Here is a 25,394-nt window from a genome sequence, read left to right on the forward strand (position 1 = left end):
GAAGCGGAAGGCTAAGACTTCGCTCGGCGGGCGGAAAGGAAACGCTCAATACCGAGTGCCTTACGGAAGCGGAACAGCACCGCACCGTACACCGGTACCAGCAGCACCACATACACGATGACACCCAGCACGCTCTGACCCAAGAAAGCCAAAGACGCCAGAGCACACACCGTCGGAACAGCCGCGCCCAAGAAGAGCGAAGGAGCCATCTCACGGACCGAAGCGCGAATACCCACCAAACGGAATACCTGGTAGCTCGCCAGGAAGGTATCAATCAGCAGAGCCGATGCCCACGCCGTCACTGCACCGTACAGGCCCCAAACCGGAACCAGCGTGAAGTTCAAAGTCACAGCCACCACCAGCGAGGAGAGCTTGTTCAACAGCTGCCAGCGGCTCTTACCGCTCATCAGCAGAACAGACTGCACGCCACCGGCACTCATCGACAGCATCGCCGCCGGGCAAATCACCCAGAGGATACCGGCGCCAGCCTCAAAGCCCTTACCGAAGAAATGCAACAGCACGGGACCAAAGAACGCCAGGGAGAGGTAGAACGGCCACGACAGAGCAGTCAATACACGAGTGGTCGACAAGAAAATCTCTCGAGCACGGTCCAGCTGACGGGTCGCCAACGCCGCACTAATCGACGGGCCAGTCACCACACGACCGGTGTGCTCAATCATGGTGCCCACACGAACACAACGGTTCACAGCACCATAGATACCACCGGCAGCGGCACCCAAGAACGTCGTCACCACCAGCACGTCAATCCACTCCAGGATCGTCTCCACAACGGTAGCGACACCGCGTGCAGAGCTGAAACCCCAGAACGAACGGAACGTCTCAGTCGGAGAATCCTCAGAAGGAAGAACCTCCACATGCTCCTCGTTGGGGAACGCCCGCTCCAAAAGCCACAAAGCAACCACCGCAGTAATTGCCACCGGAACAGTCCATGCATACACCAGATCCATGAGCTGGCCCGAGAACAGAACCACCAAACCCACAGCCGCAAAACGCAGAGTAGGAAGCAGAACATTCTGCAAGACCGTAAAGGTCACCACTCGGTGCAGACCACGCAGCGCGCCGAAGAACACCGTCATCAGCGCCGCAACCAGAACGAAAGCCGAACTGACGCGCATAGCCGACTGATATTCAGGAGCCATCGGCACAACCTCGGTGTAGATGTACACACCCGCCACCAGAAGCATCGAAGTCATCAGCGCAGGAATCAGACCGTACCGAATCAGCTGCGGCAACACGCCGTAACGACCCAGCGCACGCTGAGCGCTCATCGTACGAACTAGACCCGTATCCGCGCCGAAGGTCACCAACGAAATCGCAATCGCGAACAACGCCATCAGACGGAAAAACTCGCCCGAACCCTCAGTACCAATACCATTCGACACCACCATCGTGGTCACGAACGCGATACCGGCACCGTACATCACGCACAGAGAAGCGAGAGAACCGCTCTTCGCGAGGCTGGGCTGCTTACCCTTCGTAGGAGCCTTCTTCGCTGGAGCATCCTTCGCTGAGGCACTATCGGTCTGTGCCTTCGAATCGGCAGACTCAACAGTAGCTGATGCCGTCCTGCGAGAACCGGGCAGATGAGCGCCCACCACAGTGGCAGAGCTTGCCTCCGAAGAACCAGCAGTCGAAGTACCCGAAGAACTCGCTTCCAAAGAATCGGAGAGCGACTTCTCAGGAGCAAAGCCCTGAGCGGGAGGCACAATCGACAGCGCCGTGGTCGCAGGAAAACGACCGGAACGGATGTCATCCACCGTGGGAGCAAACTCATCAGCAGAAGACTCTGCCTGAGAATCAGACTGTTCCACTACCGGATCCACATACTCGCCGCTCTCACGCAGACGCGCACGACGGCTAGGATGACCACCCATCGAATACGCATCATCAAAAGACGAAACCGAAGCGGTATCTAAACCACGAGGGGACTGATCCTTCGTCATAGCCCCTCACCATCCCGAATGGAACGCATGCATGCCATCGAAGCGAGCATCAGAATCGTCAGCTGAGCAATATCGAAGCTGTAGAAAATAAAGACAACGCAGCACGCCATCGGCACACTATGCAACCAGTACCCGGAGGCGGTCTTCACTCGTGCGCCGCTTGCCACAGTGCACATCATGAAGAGTGCGAATAGTGCCAGACCTACGAAACCGAAGCAGAACATCAAAGTCCACAGGTAACCCTGGGTACCCATCGACACACCAATGCTCGGTTCCATGCGCGGGGTGCCATAACCGATAATCGGGGACTCCAAGGTCGCATTCCAGGTAGCACGGTAGAGCGCCGCACGACCGCCGGTCGAGTCAGAGTAATCCTGACGGCCCAGAATATTGTCCACAGTGCCCGAAGCGAAAAGTGCCACGATGACAGCCGCAATCGCTGCAACACCCATACCTACAGCACGCCAATTAGCTGCCAGGAACTGACGCAGCAAAACATATGCTGCGCTAATACCCAGACCAATGAACATACCGCGGTTACTGGTTGCAATCGCCGGCACTGTAGAAAGTGCCATGCCGATTAGCAACGCAATACGCAACCAGATGGAACGCAGACGCAACAGGCACGCCAGCATCACCGGGGTGAGCAGGGTGTACGCCAGACCCCAACTATTCGCGTAGGGGAACGGTGCGGAGGGGCGAATATACGCCTCAGGTGCACCCCACGGGCGCTGAACCTCCGCCAGAGGAGGAAGCATATAGTCACGCACCAGCGGGTTCTGCATGAAACCAGAAGGCATGATGAAGCTCATCGGGGTACGCAGACGGAACTCGGGGAAGAGAACGCCGCCATAACCCAGCACAATGAGGGTCACCCACAGAGTCGCCAGACCACCCAACAACCTGTTGAGGCTAATAGAGGAGCGCGCATTGTAGTAGTACAGGGCGTAAATGCCGGCGCTGAGAATGTTCACAAAGCGCAGACCCCAACCAATCATGTCGGTGGAACGGGTCAGAGCAAGTGCCGCAACAACAACCCATACGCAGAATGCGCCCCACACCCACAGGGAACCGGGCACACGCACATTACCTCGAATGGTGAGGTAAAAAAGCATGATCGCTGCCAGTACCAGCGGCGCAATCTGAAGCAGCCCCAGAGCCCACAGCGCCGGGAAGCCGTACAGCAACGCCAGCAGAGGCCATGCGGGGAGCTTCTTCTGCGCTGTCGACATCGGACGGATGCGCGCGCGGGCACGCAGAATACCGCTGGGCGGCGTACTAGCCGACCCTGCGGAATCCTTCAGCGCAACAGGCGAAGCACCCGGATGAGAAAGAACGGAAGAGGAGACCATGTCTGTGCGATACCTGGTTAGAGACCTCGACCGGTCTTCTGGACGAGATCAAGAAGCGTAGCGGGCTTAATAATGCCGGTGGATACAACGTATGCTGCCCAAGCACGAAGCTGCTTGGGGTCACGGCGCAGAGCGGAGCGAGCGTACGCGCGCGCCTCCTTGTTGTTGCCCAAAGACGCCTGAGCGTACGCAATCTGACCGGCAATACGTGCCAGGCCCTTGGGATCCTGCTCAAATTCGGGGAACTTACGCAGAATGTAGCTCAGACCGTCAACCATGGACTGCCACTTGCCAGAGAAGAAGGAAGGACGGTCCCAGAGCACCAGAATCAGCGGCTCGGGCACGCTCAGCACATCGCCGTGGCGGGTTGCGCGTAGCAGCAGGTCGTAGTCTTCACCGTAGGCGGCGGGCAGCTCCTCATCGACCAGACCGATGCGGGCGGGCTGACCGTCAACGCCGAGCAGATCCTCGCGGGAGTACAGCATGGCGGAGGGGTGAATTTCGGTAATGCGCGAACGCAGGAAGTCAGCGAAGGTCGCGCGCTCGGGCGCCAGGCGCACGATGTCCTGACCGCCGGAACGGACGGTAATACCCGAAGAGATAGCGGCTGCTTCGGGATTTTCGCGCCAGAGAGCGACCTGCTGGGTGAGCTTGGAAGGCATCCAGTAGTCGTCGTCATCGCAGAAGCCAATCATCTCACCGCTGGAGGCGATGATGCCGCTGTTGCGGCCGCCAGCCAGACCGCCGGAACGGGTGTTGGAGACAATCTTCAGGGCACGGTTTTCGCCGACCTCAATATCCTCGAGGCGGTCGGGCTCAACACGGTCAAAGACGACAACAACTTCAACGAAACCGCGGTAGCTCTGCTCAAGGATGGAGCGGACAGCCACGCGCAGCAGCTCGGGGCGCTTGCCGTTGGTCGCGATAACGGCGGAAACAGCAGGGTTGCGAGAGGTGAAGTGCATCATTGGGATTCTCCTTACTCAGCGGGGGTCGCGAGGCTAACGTACTTGCGACGCATGGACAGCAGGACGGTTGCGGCATTAGCCAGCAGAAGCAGCGCGTAGACGATAACGAATACGGGGCCGATGCCAACAAAAATGTAAATCCAGCAGAGGGTGCCAGCGTCCATGTGCAGGTTGATGAAGGAGCGCAGGGGGCCACCGGTGGGCGGTGCTGCGGTCTTGCGGTTGTTGCGCAGCTGTTCAGCCAGAATCTGGCTCATGAAGTGACCGGCGGTCAGAGCGGTGAAAATCATGGGCATCGCAATGATCCAGCCGTTGAAAGCGCTAGAGCCGGTGAAGGAATAGTGTGCCGGGTACAGCAGGAAGGAGAGCAGAGTTGCCATGTGCACGGAGGGCACACGGATGGAGTCGACCACGTGGTCGAGCCACTCACCGGCGGGGGAAGACGCACCGGTCACGCGAGCAACCTGACCGTCAGCAGAGTCCAGGCCGTAACCGAGGGCGAAGAGTAGTGCAACGCAGATACCTACACCAACGCTGGGCGGGCACGTAATCAGAACGACGAGGCCTGCTGCGGAACATGCGGCGGAAATAGCGGTGACGCCGTTGGGGGTGATGCCCAGTGCGACAGCTGCCGCAGCGAAGTAGCGTGCTACTCGGCGGTTGACCCAGCGGGTGTAGGCGGGAACGCCAATGCCAGGCTTCTGCGCTGCTTCAAGAGAGCGCAGGGTGTGAGAAAACTTCGCAGAAAATCCCGATGCGGGCGCGGAGTTTGGGGTGTGAGGTGCCTCAGAGGTGGACATGCACATTCCTTTTAATCGGTGAGAGGAGTGAAGGAGAGTGAATTACTCCCTTTCGGGGCGGTTGCGAGAAAGTCCGGAAGTCCCGCACGCGAAAAAAGAGGTGGTTGGTCCCTTTTTTCACATACACCACTATATAGATATTTTACAACGAGATAAAGTGCGACAGGGGGCGTGTGGTCAGGGTCAACAATTGTGTCGCAAAAAGCCGCTGACAATGCTCTATAGTGCAGATTGGCGGGTTTCTGCGAGCAGGGTAGGAGCCTAACAAACCGGGGGTATCGACGCCTTCATCCTGTGAATTATGGTTTTAGAATTCATATCTGAACATTGTGCTGAGATACACATAACAGAAACACAAATAACAGGAATAAATGATGCAAAAAACACAGAAAAACGGGTAGCACACGCAAATGGGGTTTGATTTCCTGAATCATTCAGAAAATCAAACCCCATTTGGCTGAGATTGTCTAGAAGGTATTAGTTCCTTCGAGCCTGCATCGGAACGCGGGTTCCGACTCCGTTATTGACGATGCGTCGCTCGCCCCGGTCGGCTGCCGCGTTGTTCGCGTTATCGACCATGGGCTGCTCAGCAACCGGCGCCTTAGCAGTTGCCTGCAGGTCGAAGCTTACATTCGGGCGAACGTTACGTCGACTAATGCCCGGGTGAACCTCAACTGCGATGAGGTTCTCGCCAACCTTCAGCTTGGACGCCGGAACGGTGAAGGTCACCGGAGTCTTCTGAGCCTTAGCGGTATCAATCGAGCTCGATGCAACCGCGCTATTCCACAGTTTGCCCCTGATGTTGAAGTTGGAACGGCCAACCTCTTCACCGTTGACACCCACCGCAATAGCGTCATCCGCGTAGGTGGTCAGCACCAGGTCGCGGCTCGCCTGCTCACGAGTGAGCTGGATGGTGGTGTAGGCGTAGATATTTTGGCGGTTACGCACAAGCGGAACATGAACGGAGGTGTTGAGGTTACCGGTGCCGACACCAATCGGGGTCTTGCCGGTCTGCCATGCTTCCTGCGCGATATCTTCCAAGGTGAAGTGGAAGTTGTACTTCCAACCGTACTTACGGTTAGGAGCTTGACTGGAGACCATGTACTTCCACTCGGACGCGTAGGGCAGAACAATCTGGTCCTTAGCGGCCTCTTCCTTCGGATCCTCGGGCTTGGGATCGGCAGGCTTCGGGTCCTCGGGCTTGGGCTCCTCAGTCTTCGGGTCCGGATCCTGGGCCTTCGGCGCCTCAGTAGTTGCTTCTGCACTCGGGGTAGCGCTTGCCGAAGCACTGGGGTCAGCAGTAGCGGTCGGATCAGCGGTAGGAGTCTCGGTCGCGGTCTCCGTGGGGGTAGGAGTCGGTCGCACCGGAGCTACCTGGACCGGAGTGGATGCAGAGTAGTTATCTGAGCTGTCCACCGCACGTACAAAGTAGCGTGCGTTATCGGTGTGGTCAATCTCGAACTTAGTACCCGAAGTGCTAGCGATGACTCGGTCATCACGCAGAATCTGGTAGCGGATGCTACCGGCGTCCTGAACCGAATCCCAGGTCAGAACATCCTTATCGTCCTTCAGCTCGACCTGCAGGTTCTGCGGGGTAGCCGGAGGAGTCACATCGCGAGCCTCAAAACGGGCAAAACCGACAGTCTCCTGAGTACCGTGAACACCCAGCGAACGGTGGATATCGCCACCAACCCACAGAGTGCCCTTAGAATCAACGAAAGACTCCCAGATACCGAAGCCGTGGTCACCCTTAATAGCGGGGGAGAACTCCGGCAGCATCTTACCGCTGTCCTTATCGAACGCAGCAACCAGCTTGATCGAATGAATCACGCTTGAACCGCTCACCGGGAACGGCTTATTACGCGAATCCTGGTAGAGGAAGTCACCACAGTGGCAGGCACCATAAATGGTGTTGCCGTTCAGATGCAAATCCTGGAAATCTCCACCATCACGGGTAATTGCAGTGTAGGTGGGGCTCAGGGATGCCTTGTCGTAACGAGAAATAAGGTGCTCAGTACCGCCCACCCAGACGCCGGTACCGGCATCCTGAACGTCGAACTGGAAACCCCAAATCTTGGTTTCGCTACGCAGATCAGAGACATTAGCGCCGGTAGGAATCTCAGAGTGCTGGTACACCCACGGGCTACCCTTCTGCATGTTCTGAGTAATATCAGCCACGCGGTAGGCAAGACCGCCGTTGAGCCAAGTGAAGTAACCGGCGACGTAAACGTGAGAGTTATCAGCGGAGGCGCTAATACCGTTGACAGTACCGTTGAACACCTGGCGCCAGTTACGGTCTATACTCACAATACCGGGCACGCCGTTAGAAGGCTCGCCCAACTTAAAACGGGCAATATTGCGCGAATACGCCTCACCCGCATTTTTACTTTCATGAACGTGGGTAAAGGTGCCACCAATATACACGTAGTCACCCTGACGATGGATGGTCTTCACCATCATGGGCTCGGTCAAAATACGGTCTTCGACTTCAACCTGGGCCCATTCTGGGGCAACTTCACCGGTCGTGGCGTCAACAACGACGAAGCTCTTATGCTCCTTACCGTTAACCAGGGTAAAGGCGCCACCAACCGCTAGACGGTTATTCGGCAGAGCCTCAACAGCCTTCACCTGACCATTAACAGTCAGCTTGAAGTCGCGGCGCAACTCGCCGGTTTCCGGGTCAAAAGCAGCAATATTAGATTGCGCAACATGCTCACCGGTAGAGGACTCAAGGTACTCGAAGTCGCCGCCAATAAACACGCTGGAGGTGCCGTTGCCGTGATTGACCTCGGTGATGGCCTCAACATAGGTGTTCATCTCGGTGGTTTTACCGGAGGCGGTCTTAGCACTGGTGCGCCAGCGCCAATCCGCCGAACGGCTACTGGGCAGGGCACGACGAGCGCTCGCCTGAGTGCCGGAATCCGGGATAGCGCCCAGATGCAAATCGTTCTGGGTCAGCTTCGGGCGCAGGAACATCTGGGTGTAACCGAATGAGGTTTCACCCTTACCGTCCTTACCGTAAATGTAAGAGTTCTGCGCGTCGGTCATCTCCGGCTCAGAACCGCCATGTGAAATGGGGGCGTTCGCACCGTAACGGAAACCCATACGGTAATCCTGCGAAGCCTTTTCCTCAAAGAGCATCGTCTTGAAGCCGTTGTTCTGGCCGCCAAGCATATGGTCTTCCCACGTGCCGTTATGCCAGTCCCTGCGGCCATTTTCATTGTAGGAAGAGAACTCGTCAGGGTTCGTGACGATCGCGTTCGACCAGACAGCGTTCGAACGCAGAGCCCAGGTCCACTCGGAGGTCTGGCGGCGATCCACCGTCGCCTCCTGCCACTTGGTGCCCGAAGTGTTCAGGGCGCGGCGGAAACGGTAACCATCGGGCAGCTGATCGGGACGAACACCATTAAGTAGCTGAGAAATAGTGGTACCCGAAAGCTGAATCGGGGTCTTCGCTGCGGGCAGGGAGCTCAGAGCCTTACCCTGCTCAAGCGTCAAACCGGACGATGCGGGTGCCGCATCGCTGTAGAGCTGAGACGTATCGCCCTGACCCTCGTAGTTTTCGGTCCAGCCATCGCGACCCTCACCAATCTTGAGCCAGCCGCCGCCATCAGTTTCCTGATCGCAGTAGAACTGTGCCGGCTGGCTCATTGCGGGGGTGTATAGCCAGTAGGCGCCGCTCTTTGCCTCGGGGTTAGCCTGCTTGGCTTCCCAACAGCTGGCGGCAGCACGCTCGGAGGTCGTGCCATTGTAGAAAGCAGAGTCCCTTTTTTCCGCAGTCTGTTCGACAGCGGTACTCGGCGTAATAGCGGGGATAGCTACGGGCAAAGCCAAAGCCGTAGCAATGCTCAAGCAAAGAGTTGAGCGAGTTATAGCAGAACGAGAAAAGCCGGAGCCCGTCATGCCAAGGTGGGCTTTCATAATATCTCCAAATGAATGCCAAGAAATGTTATCGAGTGCGCATCAACATTAATGCGCTATGGATGATAATGCGCGGGTTCCAGCGAATCATAGCTGGAAACCGGCATCTTTAATTAGACCCTAACAATCAGGATTGTTCGGGAAATCATGGGTCGCAATCTTCCACTGACCATTGACCTGAACGAGGGTGTAAATATTGAGTGAACGCTTAGGAGAATTATCATCCTTAACGGGCTGATTATTCTCGTCATAGATCTTCACCAAGGAAGAATCCATGCATACTTCCAGCATGCGCGCGGGCTGACCCTTGTACTGAGTCTCAGTCATACGGGGAGTGCCCACCACAGCGGAAGAACCTTCGTAGTGCCAGCCAGCCAGTGCGTATTCGGAAGCCTGCACGGCAAACTCAGCGGCAGCGGAATCCACAGCTACCGCCTCGATGGAGCGAATCGTCTCATCATCGAGAACAGCACGCGCCTGCTCAACGTTCTGCTGCTCAGCCTCTTCATCGCTGCTCGGGTCAGCGGTACGCTCGGGAGAAGGAGCAGCGGAAGGAGCCGCCTTGACCTTGGTCAGAATGGTTTCAAAAGAGTTAACCAGTTCGGTAGTCTTCTTAACCTCTTCAGCATCAACGGGCACGGAAGAAGCTTTCTTCATCTCCTCAGCGCCAGTGTAAATCTCTTCAAGCTTCTGACCATCAGAAGAAGTAGCCTCAGCATCTGCCTTGGGAGATGCCTCGCCCGAAGCATTAGCGGATGCAGAAGCGGTGCCCTGCTCAGAAACCTGAGGGGAAGCGCTCGAAGACTGAGCGGAAGAAGCGTGGGCAGAAGCGGAAACGCTTGCTGACGCAGAAGCGGAGGAAGAACTATCGGAGCTCGGGTTCTCGGTGGCGCAAGCGCTCAGAACCAGGGCGGATACCGCAACGGTGCCCAAAGTGCCCAGGAGGCGGGACCGGGAGGGCTGCTTGAAGAATGCTGACATAGGAAGCCTCTTTAGTGGTTGGAGTGAGATTGACTATTTCCGGAAGATAATACCTTGCACGATGACAAAGCACCTAAAGGCTAACACGCAAAGCTGGGAGAATACTTGGACTCGCAAAAATAACGTTTTTATAAATGATGAGAATAGGCCCTAAATAATGCTCTATTTCGGGTCGAATAGAAGGTAAATATGTATCTCTGAATGAAAAAACCTTCATGTAAATGAATGAAATAGATTCACAATGTGCAAAAAAGTCCCGGGCTGGTTATGAACCAGCCCGGGATAATAGGGCGAACATCACTAAAATTCTTTGTCACAAAAGTGCATATCGCCCTGATGAGGTGTTATGCTGCCTGGACAGCCTCGGTGCTTGCCGAATAGTTATCTGCAGTATCTACCGCGCGCACATAATAACGGGCGCCATCGCGGTGATCCACCGAATAGCTCGTACCCGTAACCGTCGCAATAGGACGATCATCGCGCAGAATCTGGTACTTCACATTACGTTCGGAAATACCCGACCAAGTCAGCTGATCCTTGGAGCCGTTCTTCGTCACCTTCAGATTGCTCGGAGTAGCTGGAGGCGCCACATCGCGAGGCGCATAACGAGCGAAGCCAATAGTCGGCTGCACACCATTAGCACCCAGCGACTTACGGATATCGCCACCAACCCACAGCGTGCCGGTCGAATCCACGAAGGACTCCCACACACCATAGCCGTAGGCGCCGTTCATAATCGGAGCCCACTCCGGTAGCACCTGGCCCGTATCCTTATCGAACGCTGCGACCAAACGAATCGTCTGGGCGTCCGTAGCGTTCACCCACTTCGAATCAACCTTGGTTGCACCCTGGTAGATGAAGTCACCGCAGTGGCACGCGCCGTAAATGGTATTGCCATTTAGGTGCAGATCCTGGAAATCGCCACCCTCGCGAGTAATCGCGCTGTAGGTGCGGCGCATACTCGACTTTTCGTAACGGCTAATCATATGTTCGGTGCCACCCAGCCAGACGGAGGAACCAGCGTCCTGAACATCGAACTGGAAACCCCACATCTTACGCTCGTTCTTCAAATCCCAGGTCTGGGCACTGGAAGGAACGTACGAGGGCTCATGAGTCCAGTCGCCGCCGCTCTGGCGGGGATTGGTAATGTTGGCGATACGGAATGCCTCACCACCGTTAAGCTGCGTGAAGTAGCCGGCCACGTACACGTGGCTGTTACCCTCGGAAGCGTTCACACCGTTAACAGTGCCGTTAAAGACCGGACGCCAGTTCCAATCCACCTCACCATTGCTCAACTTAATGCGAGCCAGGTTCCTCGAGTACGCGTAGGTCGGGGAGGTCTGACCCTTCAAATGAGTGAATGAACCACCAATGTACAGGTAGCCGTCACGCACGTGCAGGGTCTTAACCTGAACCGGAACAGAAGCAATACGGCTGACCACACGGATATCCCAGTCCTTAGCCACCTGACCGGTCTTCGGATCCAGAAGCACGAAACCGTTATAGTACTCGCCGTTCACCTGGTCGAAAGAACCACCCACGGCAAGCAGGCCATTCGGCAGAGCCTCAACCGACTTCACCTGACCGTTAATCTTCGGGCGGAAAGACCGGCGTAGCTCGCCGGTACCTACCTCGTAACCCGCGAGGAAGGCCTGCTCGACCTTCTCGCCGCTTGCGGACTCAACGTACGCGAAATCGCCACCGGTAAAGACAGCGCCACCAACCTCGGTAATCGCCTCAACCTGGGTGTTCATTTCACCCTTCTTGCCGGTACCGGTGTCAGTACTCGTACGCCACTTCCACTTCTCAGAGTAGCTATTGGGCAGTGCACGGCGGCTACTTGCCGGAGCACCCTGCTGGCCGTAAGCGTGCAGACCCTTAGCCGCCAAATCGTTCTGAGTCACCTTCGGGCGCAAGAACATCTGAGTGAACACCAGGGGGGTGGTCGAATCATTTGCCGGGCGGTAGATATAGGAAGAAGTCCTATTCAACAGGTAATCCTGGAACCAACCCGTAATCTTAGCGCGCGAGCCATAGGTAAAGCCCAGCTTATAACCCTGCGAAGGCTTCTCCACGAAGTGCAGGGAACGGAAATCGTCCGAATAGTCGTAACGGAAGATATTGCCCGCCGTCTTCTCCTGACGGTAGTAGTTGTAACCACGGTACTGTCGCGGATGAGTAATCGAAATGTTCGACCAGTACATCGTTGAGCGAAGGGTCCAAGACCACTCGGTGCTCGCGGCACGCGTAGCCTTAAAATCCTGCCATGCGGTACCATTCACGTTCATGGCGCGATGGAAACGCACGCCGTCAGGCAAATCCTGCGGATGGGTGCCGTTCAGCAGCGCGTTCACCGTCTGGCCCGGCAACTGCACCGCATCAAAACCAGTGGGATTCTGGTGAAGCTGCTTAGCATCGCCACGACCGTTGTAGTTCTCGGTCCAGCTCTCACGACCGCGGCCAATCATGACCCAGCCGCCGCCGTCAGTTTCCTGATCACAATAGAACTGCTCAGGAGTGCTCATCTGCGGGGTGTACAGCCAGTACGCGCCGCTCTTACCCCGCGGATTATTCTGCTTAACTTCCCAACAGCTTGCTGCTGCGCGCTCACTCGACGAACCGTCATAGTAGCGAGCATCAGCAGCCTGAGCCCCCGAAGCAATCGGGCCCAAAGAAGCCGCAACCATCGCAAAAGAAGCAGCCGCAGCACCCAAAGCGCGGGAACCAGCACGAGAAGCTACTCGAGAGCCCTCAGAAGCGGACGAAGCAGCGCCCTGCGAACGCCCTCCACGCGCGAACGGAAGAAAATTCATTATGTCTCTCCTAGAGACCTCAACCGGTACACAACAGAAAAATGCAATTCACACAGCAACACCCACCCAACACAGGGCACAGCATAGTAACCATGCATCGGGGAGGGAAGAAGCGTTATGAACTGCACTAACAGAGAGTCTGCTGCCGGAATCAGTGAGTGTAGTTATCGGAAATTGAATGAATACGCCCCGCCCCTCACGCACGAAGCCAACAACGGCAACGCACCCGTAAGAAACAGAACGCTAAAAAATCTGTGAAGCTTCCCCTGTCGTACCAACAGTGAAAAAACACCACAGACCAAGATTCAGCCCATCATCGGAAGGATGGAAGCAACCCATCCGACGCAATGAATCCCAACCCATCATAGCCGCCACAGGGGCGAAGAGATAGCAAACTGGGAAATCCGGACCGAACCAAAACTATAGAGGGCATACACCCCGGGTACACCGCCGCCTGATCCGGACCCCGCAAACCCTGCAGAGCCCGAACCAGGCGGCGGTTCAAAGAAACTAGATCAACAATCTGACCTAAGCCTGAGCAGCTCCCGTGGAAGCCGAGAAATTCTCAGATGCATCGATGGAGCGTACGTAGTAGCGAGCGCCATCAGTATGCTCAACCTCGTAGCTGGTACCAGAGACGGTAGCAATCACACGGTCATTACGCAGCACCTGGTAGCGAGCACCATTCTCTCGAACGCCAGACCAGGACAGCTTATCCATCGAACCATCACGCTGAACCGACAGGTTCGACGGAGTCGACGGGGCGGTCACATCGCGAGGAGCAAAACGAGCGAAACCGACAGTGCGCTGCTCACCATTAGCACCCAGCGAACGGTTAATGTCGCCACCAACCCACAGGTTGCCGCGAGAATCCACGAAGGACTCCCAGACACCGTAGCCGCTAGCGCCCTTCAGAACCGGGCTGAACTCGCCCACAACCTCGCCGCTGTCCTTATCAAACGCCGCGACCAAACGCATGCGGTGAACCGCCTTCGATTCCTTCCAGTAGGTGTGGTAACCGGTTGAACCCTCAAAGAGGACGTCACCGCAGTGGCACGCGCCGTAAATGGTGTTACCGCTCAGGTGCAGATCCTGCCAGTCGCCACCATACTTAGAAATCGCAGTGGAAATACGGCCGTAACCGTTCTTCGAGTAGTTAGCAATCAGGTGGTCAGCACCAGCAGTCCACACGGTCGAGCCAGCATCCTGAACATCGAACTGGAACGCGTACACAATACGGTCAGTAATATTCAGCTTCAGCGACGGCTCCCACTCCCACCTAATGTTCGAAGCATCCGAGCCGTTCAGAGCAGCCAGGCGGAACGCACGCTGGTTATTCAGCTCAGTGAAGTAACCCGCAGCGTGAACAGTCGAGTTATCGGAGGCAGCGGTAATGCCGTTGACCGTACCGTTGAAGTTCGGGCGCCAATTCCAGTCCACCGCACCGTTCGAAAGCTTAATACGAGCGGCACCACGCGAGTAAGCGTACGCCTTAGACGTATTGCCCTTTACATGGGTGAAGTTACCGCCAATGTACAGGTAACCGTCCTGAACCAGCAGGGTCTTCACCTGAACTGCATCGCCATTACGGCGCTGAATCTGGAGATCCCACGTGCGGTCGATCTGGCCGGTGGTTGCGTCCAGAATGACGAAGTGGTTGACCTTCTCGCCGTTAACCTCGGTGAACTCACCGCCAACTGCCAGGCGGTTATTCGGCAGAGCCTCAAGAGCCTTAATCTGACCGTTGAAAGTCGGACGGAAAGAGCGAACCAGTTCGCCCGAATCCACGTTATAGCCCGCCAGGTACGACTGGTCCACGCGCTCGCCACCAGCCGACTCCACGTACTTGAAGTCGCCACCGGTGAAGACGGTGTCGCCCACCTGAGTAATAGCCTGAACGTAGGTGTTCATCTCGTTCTTCTTGCCGGTGCCAGTCTGCTCACTGGTGCGCCAACGAACGGGCATCGTGTAGCTATTCGGCAGAGCACGACGGTTGCTAGCGGCAGAGCTAGAACCAATTTGCGAGAAGTTCAAGTCACGCTGAGTCAGCTTCGGACGCAGGAACACCTGAGTAAAGGGGATGGAGTAACCAGCGGAACCACGCTTGTGGTAAATGTATGAATCCGGATTCTCATTACCGAAGTTCACCAGCGCACCGTACGCAAAACCAATCTGGTAGCCCTGGTTCGGGTTCGCGAAGAAACGAACAGAACTGGTGGTAATACCCGGAGCCATCTCCGAAGCATGACGACCCATATGAGCGGTGCGGTTAATGCCGGCACCGGTGAACTTCACGGTGCCCCAACGCTGACCGTAGCTCATCGCCCAGGTCCACTGCTCAGTCTGAGGACGCTGAACATAAACGTTCTGCCACTGGGTGCCCCTTGCATTGTGGGCACGGTGCAGGCGCATGCCATCGGGAAGGTCCTGAGGCTTAATGCCGTTCAGCAGAGCATCGACAGTGTTTGCGGGAAGCTGGACGGGAGTAAAAGCGGATGGACCCGTGGGGTTCTGGTGCAGTTGATTTGGGTCGCCGGTGCCGTTGTAAGACTCGGTCCAACCCTCACGACCGCGACCAATCATGACCCAGCCGCCGCCATCAGTTTCTTGATCGCAGTAGAACTGCGCCGGGCCGCTCATCTGCGGGGTGTACAGCCAGTAAGTGCCAGAGGAGGCAGAAGGATTAACCTGCTTGACCTCGTAACAGGAAGCAGCCGCTTTATCGCTGCTGGAACCGTCATGGGTTCCGGTTGCAGCCGAGGCGGGAGTAGTAGGAGTAAGAGGTGCCGCAGTAAAAGCAGTACCAAAAGCGAGTGCGAAAGCACCCCACTTCTTAGCAGACCATGAATGGGCATGGCGCTTTTCAGCGGGTTTGTTCGTGTATGTGGTTGTCATATGCGTCTTTCTGATGCGACGTTCCGGAAGAAACATCGAAAGATACGGTGAATTTAGCGCACTAGAAAAACCGCAGTAAATACTGAAAACCTGAGGTTGGTTGGAAGAGGTAAACAGAATCCGGAAGGGGATATACTGTCTGGTTTTTCTCTAAGTGTTAATGATTAGGGTACAGGATTAAGCTGTGAAAATAATGGTGCACAAAGTGCAAAGATGCCCGTGGATGTGTGATTTGCACCCCATGTGATGAACGTTGTGGCACAGGAACAGACACGGAAGAAAACCATACTCAAGTATCACCCACGAAAGCGACAATCAAGTGCAAAAAGGAATATATTCCATCGCAGAAGAACACCAGAGAAAAATGCCAGAAAAAGCAGACTAGCCCTACAATGGAAAAGCTGCATAAAACACACCCAAAACACATATAAAGCACCGTGAAATAAAGGCAAATTCACTCGGACACCCCCAACCGGCACCGCCCAATACCGACCATCCATAGCAGCCCTCCACCAGCTCAACCGCTGCAGGCGAAGACCCCAGATTCAGGAGAACCCGTGAGCACCACCCGAAAAGCTACCGCACAGCCCCTCGAGGCACCCCTGCACCCCCTCCTGAACACCCTCAACCAACTCAGCAGCTGGGCCGCGATCCGTACCGCCGCCTCCGCGAAGCCCACCGAACGCAGCGCACGCTCCCTCATCGGCGCCGTCGCCGGAACCCACGCTGCGCTCATTGCAGACATCTCCACCGCAGTACGCGATACCACCGCTGAAGCGCTCAGCCTCATTATCGCCCCCACCGACCGCCAAGCAGAAGACCTCGCCGCAGCCCTGCGCTCCTACCTGCCCGCCGCAGACATCGCGCTCTTCCCCGCCTGGGAAACCCTGCCCCACGAACGCCTCTCACCGCGCTCCGATACCGTAGGCCGCCGCCTGCAGGTACTGCGCGCCATGACCGGGGACGCAGATAAACGCCCCCAGGTCGTTATCGCACCCGTACGCGCCGTCATCCAGCCCATCGTCACCGGCATCGAAAAGCTCGAACCCGTGCACCTGGTCCGCGGCAAAGAATACCCCTTCAAAGATGTGGTGCGCGGCCTCAACGACGCCGCATACTCCCGCGTAGACCTGGTCGCCAAGCGCGGCGAATACGCCGTACGAGGCGGCATTATCGACGTCTTCCCGCCCACCGCAACTACCCCCGTGCGCCTCGAATTCTTTGGCGACGAACTCGACGAAATGCGCCACTTCTCCGTCGCCGACCAGCGCACCCTCAGCGGGGGAGAAGAGCTCACCGAACTCACCCTGCTGCCCTGCCGCGAACTGCTCATCACCCCCGAGGTCATGAGCCGCGCCGCACGCCTGAAAGCCGACTACCCGGCCGCCGCAACTATGCTCGAAAAGATTGCCGGCGGAATCTACGTCGAAGGCATGGAATCGCTCACCCCGTTACTCATCGAATCCATGAACACCCTCACCGAGCTACTGCCGGCTGGGTCTATGATTATCAACGTCGAACCCGAGCGTGTGCGTGCCCGCGCCGAAGACCTCGTCGCCACCAACGAAGAATTCCTCGCCGCCGCCTGGGACACCTCCGCAGAAGCCGACGCAGTAGCACCCATCGACCTCGGACAGCTCCGCATGAGCGACAGCGGATTCCGCACCATCGACCAAACCACCGCACAGGCACTCGAAGCCAAACTCAGCTGGTGGGAAATCACCGAACTCGTCACCGACGCAGACCTGCTCGAAGACGCCGCCGCAGGCGCACTCGAAAACCAGAACATCGCTGACGCCATCGAAGATGGCATCGACACCTACACTGTCAACGCCACCCCCGCAACCGCATTCAACGGATCCGTCGAACGCATGCTCAGCCAGGTCGGCGACCTCATCCAGCAACAGTGGACTGTCCTCGCCCTCACCAACGGCCGCGGCTCCACCGACCGCCTCATCGACCTCTTCCACTCCGGCGAAGGGGCACCCGCCGTACCCGCAGCCCGCCGAACCAGCCTCGAAGCCGACCCCGCCGGGGACCTCGAACACGGCATCGTTGAGGTCTGCGAGGCGCCCGCCTCCGCAGGCTTCCTCATCGAGGAGGCGAAGCTCGCCGTCTTCACCGAAGCCGAACTGCTCGGACGCCGCGGCACCTACGCACCCCGAGGCGCCGCCGGACAGAAATTCGCCACGCGCCGCCGCCGCAACGCGGTTGACCCGCTCGCGCTGAACCCCGGCGACTACGTGGTGCACGAACGCCACGGCATCGGTCGCTTCGTCGAGATGACTTCTCGCCCGGTGGCGGGCGCCTCCCCGGTCAACGGTGTGCAGCCCATGAAGGAATACCTGGTCATCGAGTACGCCCCCGCCAAGCGCGGCGGCGCGCCCGACCGTCTCTTTGTGCCCTCGGATCAGCTGGACCTCATCTCCAATTACGTGGGTGGTGAGAACCCGAGTCTGTCCAAGATGGGCGGCAGCGACTGGGCCAAGACTAAGTCCCGCGCTCGCAAGGCCGTCAAGGAAATCGCCGCCGACCTGGTGAAGCTCTACTCGGCGCGCCAGGCCTCGCGAGGCCACGCCTTCGCGCCCGACACCCCCTGGCAGCGCGAACTCGAAGAGTCCTTCCCCTACAACGAGACCCCCGACCAGCTCACCGCCATCCACGAGGTGAAGGAGGACATGGAGAAGGAAATCCCCATGGACCGCCTCATCTCGGGCGACGTAGGCTTCGGCAAGACCGAGGTTGCCGTGCGCGCCGCATTCAAGGCGGTGCAGGACGGCAAACAGGTTGCCGTGCTCGTACCCACGACCCTGCTTGCGCAGCAGCACTACGAGACATTCAGCGAGCGCTTCTCGGGATTCCCCGTGAAGATTCGTGTGCTCTCCCGCTTCCAGAAGGCGAAGGAAACCCGCCAGATTACCGAAGAAATCGCATCCGGCGCGGTGGACGTGGTGATCGGTACCCACCGCATCCTCTCGGACAGCGTAGTGTTCAAGGACCTGGGCCTGGTCATTATTGACGAGGAACAGCGCTTTGGCGTGGAGCACAAGGAGAAGCTCAAGCAGATGCGCACCAACGTGGACGTGCTCGCCATGAGTGCAACCCCGATTCCGCGCACCCTGGAAATGTCGCTAACCGGTATTCGCGAGACCTCCACCCTCGCCACCGCGCCGGAGGAGCGCCACCCCGTGCTGACCTTTGTCGGTCCGCGAACCGACAGTCAGATTACCGCCGCAATCCGCCGCGAGCTCATGCGTGAAGGACAGGTCTTTTTCGTGCACAACCGCGTGGCTGACATCGACGATGTTGCCGCCGAAATCGGCAAGCTCGTGCCGGAGGCGCGCATCGCCACCGCCCACGGCCGCATGAGTGAATCGCGCCTGGAGCAGATTATTGTGGACTTCTGGGAGCGCCGCTTTGACGTGCTGGTGTGCACCACCATCGTGGAGACCGGCCTGGATATTTCGAACGCGAACACCCTCATTGTCGACCACGCCCAGAACTACGGTCTGAGCCAGCTACACCAGCTGCGTGGCCGTGTGGGCCGTGGCCGTGAGCGCGCCTACGCGTACTTCCTGTACCCAGTGGATAAGACCCTCGGCGAGATTGCACACGAGCGTCTGAAGGCTGTAGCGACCCACAATGAGCTGGGCGCTGGCCTACAGCTTGCGATGAAGGACCTGGAGATCCGCGGTGCCGGCAACCTGCTCGGCGGCGAACAGTCCGGCCATATTGCCGGTGTCGGTTTTGACCTGTACCTGCGCCTGGTCGGCGAGGCGGTGGCGAACTACCGCGGCGAGAAGGAAGAGCGCGAGGTCGAGACGAAGATTGACCTGCCCGTCAATGCGCATATTCCGCACACCTACATTGATTCGGAGCGTCTGCGCCTGCAGGCGTACCGCCAGATTGCTGCCGCCGATACCGAAGAGAAGATTGCGGAGGCTCGCGAGGAGCTGGTCGACCGTTACGGCGAGCTGCCGGAGGCGGTAGAGAATCTGCTTGCCGTGGCGACGGTGCGTATGCACGCCCGTGCCGCCGGTATTCACGAGCTGGTGGTGTTGGGTCCGAAGGTTCGCGTGGTAACCGCTACGCCGCTGCCGGAGTCCCGCCAGATGCGCCTGAAGCGCGTGTACCCTGGCTCCACACACGCCCAGCCGAAGGGTATGGACACCTGGCTGACGCTGGTTCCGCGCCCGAAGACCATGCCGGTGGGCGGTAAGGACCTGGTGGACGGCGCGATGCTGCAGTGGGCTGAGAAGTTTATCAACTCGATTTACGCGGAGAAGCCGCAGGCTCTCGAGGAGTAGAGACCTGCAGGGTAGGCACCGCCCAGTCATATCGGGCTGCCGAACCATGATGCCGAACCATGAAGATGCTCGCCGTGCAGATTGCCACAATATGGCACATCTGCACGGCGAGTGCGTTTGCCCCGTAGGGGCGGCATAGCTCACAATTAAGGCATGACTTCAACGGTGAACTATGCATCTCAGCGAATTGTAATTATTGGTGGTGGCCCCGGCGGCTACGAGGCAGCGATGGTGGCTGCCGCATCCAACGCGGACGTGACTTTGATCGAACGCAATGCCATTGGTGGCTCCGCCGTTCTGACTGACGTTGTGCCCTCTAAAACCCTGATTGCTACGGCGGATATGATGACCCGCTTCTCCGAGGCGGGTAGCTTGGGCATCGAGAACACGAAGGGTAAGGCGCCGCAGCTTCGTGTTGATATGGACCGCGTGAACCGCCGAGTCCGCGACCTGGCCCAGCAGCAGTCTGCCGACATTAAGCGTGCCCTGGCCTCTGCAGGAGTGAAGATTATTCACGGTACCGGTAAGCTCCTTGACCGCCACACCGTTCAGGTGACCGATGAGGCGGGCCTCGTCTACCCCCTGCACGCGGACTTTGTGCTGTTGTCGGTGGGTACGCATCCGCGTGAAATGGCGACCGGTATGCCTGACGGCGAACGCATCCTGACCTGGACTCAGCTGTACAACCTCTCCGAGGTTCCCGAGGAACTGATTGTGATTGGTTCGGGTGTGACCGGTGCGGAGTTCGCTTCGGCGTATAACGGTCTGGGTTCTAAGGTGACCCTGGTGTCTTCGCGTGACCGCGTGCTTCCCGGTGAGGACGAGGACGCAGCCCGCGTGCTGGAGGACGTCTTTGAACGTCGCGGTGTGCGAGTGATGCCGCGTTCCCGTGCGGCTGCTGTTGAGCGTACTGAGGACGGCTCCGGCGTTATTGTGACTCTGTCGGATGGTCGTAAGGTTTCTGGCACTCACTGTCTGGTTGCTATTGGTTCGATTCCGAACACTGAAGATTTGGGCCTGGAAGACGTCGGTGTTGAGCAGACCCCGAGCGGTCATATTAAGGTGGACGGTGTGTCCCGTACGAGCGTGAACAGCATTTACGCCGCCGGCGACTGCACGGGCGTGTACCCGCTGGCTTCTGTGGCTGCGATGCAGGGCCGTATCGCTATGGCGCACATTCTCGGTGATGCGGTGCGCCCGTTGCGTACCGATAAGGTTGCCGCGAACATCTTCACCTCCCCGGAGATTGCGACTGTAGGCGTGAGTGAGAAGGACCTTGCTGAGGGCGCCTACCGCGGTGATGCGGTGACCCTGCAGCTGGGCACGAACCCGCGCGCGAAGATGATGGCGATGCGCGACGGCTTCGTGAAGATTTTTGCTCGCCGCCACTCCGGCACCGTCATTGGTGGCGTGGTGGTTGGTCAGCGTGCTTCTGAGCTGATTTACCCCATTGCCCTGGCGGTGGAGAAGAAGCTTGCGGTGGATGATCTGGCGGATACTTTCACGGTCTACCCCTCGCTCTCTGGCTCTATTGCTGAGGCGGCACGCAAGCTGCACACTCGCGGCTTGTAGCCCGCACATAGATACCCTGGGCCTGTAGAGAGCCGGTATCTCTGAAGCGCACAAAAGCGGTGGGGGTCGCCTCCTGATTCTAAGGAATTCAGGAGGCGACCCCCACCGCTTTGCTGTAGAGACGCCTTAGCCCCTGCGAAGTTTTACTTCGTGGTGCTGACAGCGTTCATGTCCACGTCACGGGTTTCGTGAGTGAGCAGGATGAAGATAACGCTCAGGATCGAGGCGAATGCCAGGTAGCCGCCCACTGCAGCCACACCGTAGGAGGTGTTCAGCCACACAGCCACGAACGGGGTCAGCGCCGCACCGAGGATGGACGCCACGTTGTAGGCGATACCGCTGGCGGTGTAACGCACGTTGGTGGGGTACAGCTCCGGCAGGTATGCGGACATGGAACCGAAGGACAGACCCATCAGGCACATACCGATAAAGATGAAGAGGGTAACCACAGCGGCGTTTGCGTTCGCGCCGGTACCAACAACGGAGGGGGAGATGAACAGACCGAAGGACAGACCGAAGACAGCCATCGCGATGGTGGTCCACAGCTGCTGGGTGCGGCGGCCGTACTTATCAGCCAGCCAACCCGAGATCGGAATGAAGATTGCGAAGCCAATAATGGAGATCAGCTGAATGATCAGGAACTCGCGGTAGGGGATAGCTAGGCCGCCCTTATCCGCCTTGCCGATACCGTAGGAGAGGACCCAAGCGGTCATCAGGTAGAACAGCACGTAGCATGCCACCATGATGAAGGTACCCTGAATCATGGGCCACCAAGCGACCTTGAAAGCCTCAACGAGCGGGGTCTTAACCTTCTCGTTGTTAGCTGCTGCTTTGGCGAAGACGGGGGTCTCCTCCAGCTTGAAACGAACGTACAGGCCAACAGCGACCATCACGATGGACAGCAGGAACGGAATACGCCAACCCCAGATGAGGAAGGGATGCTCGAGGTTCTTCGCGTCGGTTGCGGAGTTGAAGGTAATCCAGCTGGTCAGCAACAGCATGAAGCCGTTCGCAAGCACGAAGCCGATGGGTGCACCCAGCTGAGGCCACATCGCGGCGCGGGCGCGCTTGCCATCCTCAGCGTATTCGCTCGCGAGCAGCGCCGCACCGGACCATTCGCCGCCCAGGCCCAAGCCCTGGCAGAAACGCATGATGGTCAGCATGGTCGGTGCCCACAGACCAATCTGGTGATAGGTGGGCAGCAGGCCGATGATGAAGGTTGCCAGACCCATGGTGAGCAGTGCACCGACGAGGGTAGCCTTACGGCCAATCTTGTCACCGAAGTGACCGAAGATCACGGAACCGAGAGGGCGCGCGATGAAGGCGACGCCGAAGGTGGCGAAGGACGCCAGAAGTTCGGTGGTTGCGTCCTTCGAGGGGAAGAACAGTACGGGGAACACAGCCACTGCTGCAGTGGCGTAAATGTAGAAATCGTAGAACTCGATGGTGGTACCAACGAGCGAGGCGAGAATAACTCGACTGCGAGGAGTCGTATTCTTCACCGGTGCAGCAGACGCTTTCGTGTCGGATGCAGAAGCGCTCATGAGGAAAACTCCCGAGATGGTGAATTTGTGTGTACACATGGAGCCTGAGGTAGGTGTTCCGTTGCCGGTCAGCGCGGGAGGCGGGATGTGCCACGGACGCTGAACGGGTGCCGGTACCGCACCGGGTGGGGTGCGGCAGGCGTCGGATTCTGAAAGGCTCCTCTAAAGTGCAACATTATAACTCTGTTCAGAAAAACCCAAACAAATACAGCCACTATCTGGACGCGAACACAAGGGTTAGCGGCGTAAATCCCACCTAAACAGGCAAGAGCGGACATAGAAAATCCCCCGGAAAGATACGAGACGTTACCTCATGCCCTTCCGGGGGATTCGTATAGCCTATGGCGCTCGCGGTATCGAGACCGCAGTAGCGAGATAGAGCGTTACTTAATGGTTGCCAGTACCGCGCCGGAGGTGACGGTATCGCCCGGCTTAGCCGACAGACCCGAAACCTTACCCGCCTTGTGTGCGGTAATGGGCTGCTCCATCTTCATAGCCTCCAGCACCAGAATCAGGTCGCCCTCAGCGACGGTATCGCCGTCAGAAGCCGCTACCTTCACGATGGTGCCCTGCATGGGGCTGGTCAGCTCGTCGCCGCCACCCTTCGCCGCGCCGCGTGCCGAACGGGACTTGCGGGTCTTGACGGCGGGCTTAGCGGCAGGCTTCGCGCCACCGCTCAAATCGGGCAGGGACACCTCCAAACGCTTACCGTTGACCTCAACAACCACGGTGGTGCGCTCGTCCTCATCGGAATCCACGCTGCCGGGCGCACCGGAGTACATGGGGATGGTGTTGTTGAACTCGGTCTCAATCCAGCGGGTGTGCACCTTGAACTCGCCGCCCTCAGCCGGCGCGAAGGCGGGATCATCCAGCACGACGCGGTGGAACGGGATGACGGTGGGCATACCCTCAATGGTCAGCTCAGCCAGGGCACGGCGGGCACGCTGCAGAGCCTGTTCACGATCCGCGCCGGTAACAATGAGCTTAGCCAGCATGGAGTCGAAGTTACCGCCGATAACGTCGCCAGCCACGAAGCCGGAATCCCAGCGCACGCCGGGGCCGGTGGGCACGGTCAGCTTCTCGATCGTGCCGGGGGCGGGCATGAAGGAACGGCCCGCATCCTCGCCGTTAATACGGAACTCGAAGGAGTGACCGCGCAGAACCGGGTCCTTCTCCTCAATCTTCTCGCCGCGGGCAATACGGAACTGCTCACGAACCAGGTCCAGACCGGAAATCTCCTCGGAGACCGGGTGCTCCACCTGCAGTCGAGTGTTGACCTCAAGGAAGGAGATGGTGCCGTCGGTACCGACCAGGAACTCACAGGTGCCGGCACCCTGGTAGCCAGCCTCGCGCAGAATCGCGCGGGACGCCTCGTACAGGCGCTCGTTCTGCTCAGCGCTCAGGTAGGGGGCGGGCGCCTCCTCAACGAGCTTCTGGTTGCGACGCTGCAGGGAGCAGTCACGGGTGGAAACCACCACAACGTTGCCGTGCGCATCCGCCAGGCACTGGGTCTCAACGTGGCGGGGCGAATCCAGGAAGCGCTCGATGAAGCACTCACCGCGACCGAACGCTGCGGTAGCCTCACGAACAGCGGACTCGTACATCTCAACAATGCTCTCGCGGTCGCGTGCCACCTTAATGCCGCGGCCACCGCCACCAAATGCGGCCTTCACCGCAATGGGCAGACCGTGCTCATCAGCGAAAGCAACAACCTCATCGGCGGACTTGACCGGGTCCTTGGTGCCGGGCACCAGGGGAGCGCCCACCTTCTGCGCGATGTGGCGTGCCGCTACCTTATCGCCCAGCTGGGTAATGGACTCGGGGGAGGGACCAATCCAGGTCAGCCCCGCGTCGATGCACTTCTGCGCGAACTGCGCGTTCTCAGAAAGGAAACCGTAGCCGGGGTGCACAGCGTCAGCGCCGGAGCGGCGAGCGATTTCAATGAGCTTGTCCATCACCAGGTAGGACTGTGCCGCGGTGGCACCGCCGAGAGCGTAGGCTTCATCGGCGAGCTTTACATGCTGGGCGTCGCGGTCGGGGTCAGCGTAGACGGCGACGGTCTGCAGACCCTCATCACGGGCTGCACGAATCACGCGGACAGCAATTTCGCCGCGGTTAGCGATTAGAATCTTGCTGACCGGGCCGGTGTGACGGCCGGGGACTGCAGTAAATTTCTTGGCGGCTTCTGCCTGGTGCTGAGTCACTTAAAGCTCTCCTTTAATCTCCTGCTCCAAGGATACATCGGCAGGATTGGCGAATATAACGCGCATCATACTG

Annotated in this window: 12 protein-coding genes; 2 read left to right on the plus strand and 10 right to left on the minus strand. The window is 58.2% G+C overall.

Annotation, left to right across the window (positions count from 1 at the left end; all coding sequences use genetic code 11):
• Positions 1 to 11 precede the first annotated feature (11 nt).
• The 8 genes from HMPREF2712_RS09115 to HMPREF2712_RS01300 form a co-directional block, all read right to left on the minus strand.
• Positions 12 to 1,964, minus strand: coding sequence for a lipopolysaccharide biosynthesis protein (locus HMPREF2712_RS09115; protein ID WP_070819057.1), 1,953 nt, complete (start codon positions 1,962 to 1,964; stop codon positions 12 to 14).
• On the minus strand, positions 1,961 to 3,316 hold the full coding sequence (locus HMPREF2712_RS01270; RefSeq protein ID WP_070819058.1) for an O-antigen ligase family protein: 1,356 nt from the start codon (positions 3,314 to 3,316) through the stop codon (positions 1,961 to 1,963). Before HMPREF2712_RS01270 ends, HMPREF2712_RS09115 begins: the two co-directional genes overlap by 4 nt.
• Before the next feature lie 17 nt (positions 3,317 to 3,333).
• Positions 3,334 to 4,284 (minus strand): glycosyltransferase family 2 protein, encoded by a 951-nt coding sequence (locus tag HMPREF2712_RS01275; RefSeq protein WP_005506972.1) that lies wholly within the window; start codon positions 4,282 to 4,284, stop codon positions 3,334 to 3,336.
• Between the two features lie 11 nt (positions 4,285 to 4,295).
• Positions 4,296 to 5,084, minus strand: coding sequence for a CDP-alcohol phosphatidyltransferase family protein (locus HMPREF2712_RS01280; protein ID WP_070819059.1), 789 nt, complete (start codon positions 5,082 to 5,084; stop codon positions 4,296 to 4,298).
• Positions 5,085 to 5,561: 477 nt separating this feature from the next.
• Complete coding sequence (locus tag HMPREF2712_RS01285) at positions 5,562 to 8,936, minus strand: fibrinogen-like YCDxxxxGGGW domain-containing protein (protein WP_246828647.1); 3,375 nt, start codon at positions 8,934 to 8,936, stop codon at positions 5,562 to 5,564.
• Between the two features lie 189 nt (positions 8,937 to 9,125).
• Complete coding sequence (locus HMPREF2712_RS01290; protein ID WP_070819061.1) at positions 9,126 to 9,986, minus strand: hypothetical protein; 861 nt, start codon at positions 9,984 to 9,986, stop codon at positions 9,126 to 9,128.
• A gap of 344 nt (positions 9,987 to 10,330) precedes the next feature.
• Positions 10,331 to 12,799, minus strand: a complete 2,469-nt coding sequence (locus tag HMPREF2712_RS01295) for a fibrinogen-like YCDxxxxGGGW domain-containing protein (RefSeq protein WP_070819062.1) — start codon at positions 12,797 to 12,799, stop codon at positions 10,331 to 10,333.
• Positions 12,800 to 13,327: 528 nt separating this feature from the next.
• Positions 13,328 to 15,694: a fibrinogen-like YCDxxxxGGGW domain-containing protein gene (locus tag HMPREF2712_RS01300; RefSeq protein ID WP_070819063.1), complete on the minus strand. Its 2,367-nt coding sequence runs from the start codon at positions 15,692 to 15,694 to the stop codon at positions 13,328 to 13,330.
• Positions 15,695 to 16,251: 557 nt separating this feature from the next.
• Here HMPREF2712_RS01300 and mfd point away from each other — a divergent pair.
• Positions 16,252 to 20,001, plus strand: coding sequence for a transcription-repair coupling factor (mfd, locus tag HMPREF2712_RS01305; protein WP_070819064.1), 3,750 nt, complete (start codon positions 16,252 to 16,254; stop codon positions 19,999 to 20,001).
• Between the two features lie 153 nt (positions 20,002 to 20,154).
• Positions 20,155 to 21,573: an NAD(P)H-quinone dehydrogenase gene (locus HMPREF2712_RS01310; protein WP_044142785.1), complete on the plus strand. Its 1,419-nt coding sequence runs from the start codon at positions 20,155 to 20,157 to the stop codon at positions 21,571 to 21,573.
• 143 nt (positions 21,574 to 21,716) lie between these two features.
• On the opposite strand, the gene HMPREF2712_RS01315 is transcribed toward HMPREF2712_RS01310, so the two are convergent.
• Both HMPREF2712_RS01315 and HMPREF2712_RS01320 read right to left on the minus strand, forming a co-directional pair.
• The gene (locus tag HMPREF2712_RS01315) at positions 21,717 to 23,117 is read right to left on the minus strand and encodes an MFS transporter (RefSeq protein WP_070678591.1); all 1,401 of its coding nucleotides are present in this window, start codon (positions 23,115 to 23,117) and stop codon (positions 21,717 to 21,719) included.
• A gap of 383 nt (positions 23,118 to 23,500) precedes the next feature.
• Complete coding sequence (locus HMPREF2712_RS01320; protein WP_070819065.1) at positions 23,501 to 25,321, minus strand: acetyl/propionyl/methylcrotonyl-CoA carboxylase subunit alpha; 1,821 nt, start codon at positions 25,319 to 25,321, stop codon at positions 23,501 to 23,503.
• Between the last annotated feature and the right edge of the window lie 73 nt (positions 25,322 to 25,394).

Origin of the sequence: Rothia sp. HMSC064F07 (assembly GCF_001837265.1) — a bacterium.
GTDB classification, from domain to species: domain Bacteria; phylum Actinomycetota; class Actinomycetes; order Actinomycetales; family Micrococcaceae; genus Rothia; species Rothia mucilaginosa.